The sequence below is a fragment of the Microcystis sp. M090S1 genome, assembly GCF_020246295.1.
GTDB classification, from domain to species: Bacteria; Cyanobacteriota; Cyanobacteriia; order Cyanobacteriales; family Microcystaceae; genus Microcystis; species Microcystis aeruginosa.
Genome location: NZ_JADBTF010000148.1, coordinates 1 through 4477, shown reverse-complemented (window position 1 = coordinate 4477; position 4477 = coordinate 1). Strand labels below are relative to the sequence as shown.

5 protein-coding genes are annotated in these 4477 nt (G+C 40.2%); 3 read left to right on the top strand and 2 right to left on the bottom strand.

Translation table 11 applies throughout. From position 1 onward, the window contains the following. The first annotated feature begins 163 nt into the window (after positions 1-163). From hemJ to nusB, 3 genes are all read left to right on the top strand, one after another. Positions 164-751 (top strand): protoporphyrinogen oxidase HemJ, encoded by a 588-nt coding sequence (gene hemJ, locus IM477_RS06610; RefSeq protein ID WP_286824591.1) that lies wholly within the window; start codon positions 164-166, stop codon positions 749-751. Positions 752-1131: 380 nt separating this feature from the next. Then, positions 1132-2595, top strand: coding sequence for a DNA phosphorothioation system restriction enzyme (locus tag IM477_RS06605; protein WP_287731022.1), 1464 nt, complete (start codon positions 1132-1134; stop codon positions 2593-2595). Positions 2596-2750: 155 nt separating this feature from the next. Then, entirely contained in the window at positions 2751-3404 is a 654-nt protein-coding gene (nusB, locus tag IM477_RS06600; protein WP_287731021.1) for a transcription antitermination factor NusB, read from the top strand. An 18-nt stretch (positions 3405-3422) separates the two neighbouring features. Here nusB and IM477_RS06595 read toward each other — a convergent pair whose 3' ends face one another. Next, positions 3423-3896, bottom strand: coding sequence for a CYTH domain-containing protein (locus IM477_RS06595; RefSeq protein WP_287731019.1), 474 nt, complete (start codon positions 3894-3896; stop codon positions 3423-3425). Positions 3897-3917: 21 nt separating this feature from the next. After that, a complete protein-coding gene (gloA, locus tag IM477_RS06590; protein ID WP_002796773.1) occupies positions 3918-4328 on the bottom strand; it encodes a lactoylglutathione lyase in 411 nt (136 codons plus the stop codon). Positions 4329-4477 lie beyond the last annotated feature (149 nt).

Genomic DNA, 4477 nt, shown 5'->3' with positions numbered 1-4477 from the left:
TTAGTTGAAATTCCCCCACTACCCCACTACCCCACTACCCAATTCATAATTCCCACTCTCCCCAACCCCTATTTTCCGTCTAAACTTTTGTATAGGGATAGTCTGGGAAAGTATGGATAACTCTTAGACTAATTAATTCGGGACTCACATCACAATATAGACTATGGCTTACTATTGGTTTAAAGCATTTCACCTGATTGGGGTAGTTGTTTGGTTTGCGGGACTATTTTATTTAGTACGTTTGTTTGTCTATCATGGGGAGGCAGCAACAGAAACGGAACCCGCACAAGCTATTCTGAAAGCACAATACGAGATCATGGAGAAGCGACTCTACAATATCATTACCACACCGGGGATGATTGTCACCGTGGCCATGGCGATCGGTTTAATCTCCACAGAACCGGAAATTTTAAAATCGGGATGGTTACATATTAAATTATCCTTTGTGGCTCTTTTACTGCTCTATCATTTCTACTGTGGTCGCATCATGAAAAAGCTAGAAAAAGGGGAATGTAATTGGACGGGACAGCAATTTCGGGCGTTAAATGAAGCACCAACCCTGTTATTGGTAGTTATTGTCCTTTTGGCAGTATTTAAGAATCAATTACCCCTCGATTTGACCACTTGGTTAATTGTAGCTTTAGTGGTATTAATGGCGGTGACAATCCAACTTTATGCTAAAAAACGTCGCAAAGATCAAGAAAAACTTCGGCAAAATACTCCCCAAAAAGAAGAAGTAGCGACCAGGTAAATTATCTCAATCATTCCCTAGGTTTCTAGGATAACAGTTAAGAGTGGCTTGACAGCTGTGGGATGGTCTTTTTAGTCCATCCCAATTGTATAGGTAGCAACGTTTAGCTTTTAGCTTTTTGGCTTTTTGCTATTTTTGAGCTTATACAAAAACTATTTTTAATAGTGTGATGAACTCCCAAGCTATGGATTGTTTCTCCCTGCTCCGGCGCTCCGCTGCTCCCCTATACCTTTTAAACAGGATTTAGTATAAACCTCTTGCGAACAGCAAACCCTAAATAAAAACAATCTCCTGACGACCGAATCCTGACGACCGAATCCTGACGACCGAATCCTGACTCCTAACCCTAACAACAATTTTTGATTTTTCCAAGAGGTTCTATGAATAGTTGCTGGATAGATTGGGAAAAAATAACTAGAGATTTTCTGAGTTCCCGCAAGCTCAGACAAGTTGCTGAATTGCGAGGATTCTATCGAGTTAATCCCTCTGGTATTCCTAGAATTCCCCCCGATTTAGAATTGAGAGACTACCAAAATACAGCGATTATCAGTTGGTTTCGTAATCGGGGACGGGGAACTTTAAAAATGGCCACCGGCAGCGGTAAAACTATTACTGCTTTAGCTATTGCCACGGAACTTTACCAAGCGATAGAACTGCAAGTATTATTAGTAATTTGCCCCTATCGTCACCTAGTCAATCAATGGCAACGAGAAGCGGAAAAATTTAATCTTAAACCGATTTTAGCCTACGAAAGTGTCCATACATGGCAAAGTCAACTAGCCACAGAATTATATAATGTGCAAGCGGGTAATCAAAAATTTGTCACTATTTTAACTACTAACTCAACTTTTATTAGCGAGGGTTTTCAATCACAAATAAAATTTTTTCCCGATAAAACTTTAATCGTTGGTGATGAAGCACATAATTTAGGTTCCCCCCGATTAGAAGAATTATTACCCCGTTCTTTAGGTCTAAGATTGGCTTTATCCGCTACTCCTGAAAGATATTTTGATGAGGAAGGAACTGACGCTATTCTTGATTATTTTGGGCAAATTCTACAACCAGAATTTACCCTAGCTGATGCTATTAGTAAAGGAGCTTTAGTCAATTATTTTTATTATCCAGTCTTGGTTGAGTTAACCGACGGTGAGGCTTTATTATACGCAAAATTAACCCAAAGAATCGGCTGGACTTTGCAGAAAAATAGTAATTTCAATGGTAATGAAAACCTCACCTCTTTGTTAATGCAAAGGTCACGATTAGTTGGTTCAGCAAGTAATAAATTACAGGCTTTACAACAACTGATGCAAGAGCGTTTAGATACGGATCATACTTTATTTTATTGTGGGGATGGTTATGTGGAAAATTATACTGCTAATTATCGTCGTCAAGTAGAGGCAGTTACTCATTTATTGGGCAATCAATTAGGTTATCGAGTTGCTACCTACACCGCAGAAACTTCTCTAGAAGAACGAGAAAAAATTCGCCAACAATTTGAGGAGGGTTATCTACAAGGATTAGTAGCAATTAGATGTTTAGATGAGGGAGTAGATCTGCCATCAATTCAAAACGCAGTCATTCTGGCTAGTAGTAGTAATCCTCGACAATTTATTCAGCGTCGCGGGCGAATATTGCGCCCCCATCCCGATAAAAAACAGGCCACTTTATTTGATATGATCGTTATGCCACCGACCTTAGATCGAGAAACTTGGGAAGTAGAAAGGAATTTATTACGCAAGGAATTAAAACGCTTTCTAGAGTTTGCCCAATTAGCTATTAATGCTCAAGAAGCTGAGACTAAATTAGGGGAGATTCAAGATAGATATTGTCTTTTGTCTAATTAAAACCTGAAAAATTAAATCTTGGCAGCTTTTATGCTAGAATAGAAGTTAGTCAAGAATTGATCTGAAAGTCAAGATTGATCGCCGAGAAAAATTAACCCAACCGAATAGCGATCAATAAAGTTGTATAATTTTCTTTCCTCTACTTCTAAACCTCTATGTCTCCCCGTCAACAACCCCGCCGCATTGCTCGAGAACTTGCCCTTTTGAGTTTAAGTCAGATTAAAGGCAATCCTGAAAACCTAGAACAGCAAACTTTAAACGATTTAATTTTAGTCGCGGTTAGAACCTTAACCCTGGAAATTCAAGAAACCTTAGAAACCGCCGCCGCCGAAATTAGTCGTGGTAATGAACGGATTCTCGCTAGTGATACTAAGGCGACAAATCTAAAAAGCGCCCAAACCATGATAAAAGAAGCGATTTCTCTTACTCACAATGCCATTAATCGTTTAGGAACCGTGATAGATTTTCCCGAAATTGTCCAGTTATCTAGTCAGTACGAAGTGCGGGAATATGCCCTAGAATTAATCGGTACAGTCTATCGTCGTCGTGCGGAAATCGAACAGGAATTAACCGGCGCTTTAGTGGATTGGCAACTACATCGTTTACCAAGAATCGATCGGGATATCCTCCAAATTGCCGTGGCAGAAATGCTCTATCTCGATCTACCTCAAAAAGTAGCGATTAATGAAGCAATCGAATTAGCAAAACGTTATTCTGATGATGAAGGTTATCGCTTTATTAATGGCGTTCTCCGACGGGTAACGAATAAGCTAAACGAATCAGAAAAAGCCGTATCCACCCAGAGTTAACCACGAAAGAAATTAATACTACAATGACCACATTTTATAGGGATATTCCTGTAAATTGATATTGTAGTATCGCTCATCTCCCGTGACTTCTTCGCCGATCCAATCAGGAATAGTAATGACTTGATCCTCTTGTTGTAACTCAATTTCAGCCATAATCAAACCTTGATTATCCCCTAAAAATTCATCAACTTCCCAAGTTAAATTATCCAGAGAAATGCGATGACGAATCTTTTCAATTAAAGGTTTCTTACAGAGGTTTTCTAACATGAGCACCGCATCTTCTAGGGGAATTGCATACTCGAATTCCAGCCGACTAATGCCCTCAGTCTTGCCTTTAATGGTTAAATAACCCCGATCTCCAACTACACGAACTCGCACAGTTGTCAATCCCTCTTGGGTAGGAATATATCCCTGACGATACAACTTGCCGGTCGCAAGCGATCGCCAAGAATCCCCTTTAACCAGAAACTTCCGTTCAATTTCAACATTCATAAGCTTTTGATGGCAATAAATTTAAGCCGTAGCCACGGCAGCAGCTTGGGTTCCTAGTTGAATTAACTCGATCTTGTAGCCATTAGGATCTTCCACAAAAGCAATCACGGTAGAACCGTGTTTCATCGGGCCTGGTTCCCGGGTGACATTGCCACCAAGAGCTTTAATTTTCTCACAGGTGCTATAGATATCATCCACGCCTAGGGCAATATGACCGTAAGCATTACCGACTTCATAGCGATCAACTCCCCAATTATAGGTCAGTTCGATGACAGCATGATTAGCTTCATCGCCATAACCGACGAAAGCGAGGGTAAATTGACCATTGGGATAGTCTTTCTGGCGCAGTAACTTCATTCCTAGCACATCGCAGTAAAATTGTAGAGATTCCTGCAAGTTATTGACCCGGAGCATGGTGTGTAAGAGACGCATGATTATTTTTAGATGACATCGATGGAAAAATTACCTAAAATGTCGGATGAATGCCCCCGCTAAATTTTTCGACAAGACATCAACCTTTGCGGGGGATGAAATCCGACCAGGATATTGACTGCGAAGCACGATTTTAATTCTACCATTTG

Excerpts from the sequence above, each read along its gene's own strand:
- hemJ (WP_286824591.1), top strand. The coding sequence starts at position 164 with ATGGCTTACTATTGGTTTAAAGCATTTCACCTGATTGGGGTAGTTGTT.
- IM477_RS06605 (WP_287731022.1), top strand. The coding sequence starts at position 1,132 with ATGAATAGTTGCTGGATAGATTGGGAAAAAATAACTAGAGATTTTCTG.
- nusB (WP_287731021.1), top strand. The coding sequence starts at position 2,751 with ATGTCTCCCCGTCAACAACCCCGCCGCATTGCTCGAGAACTTGCCCTT.
- IM477_RS06595 (WP_287731019.1), bottom strand. The coding sequence starts at position 3,896 with ATGAATGTTGAAATTGAACGGAAGTTTCTGGTTAAAGGGGATTCTTGG.
- gloA (WP_002796773.1), bottom strand. The coding sequence starts at position 4,328 with ATGCGTCTCTTACACACCATGCTCCGGGTCAATAACTTGCAGGAATCT.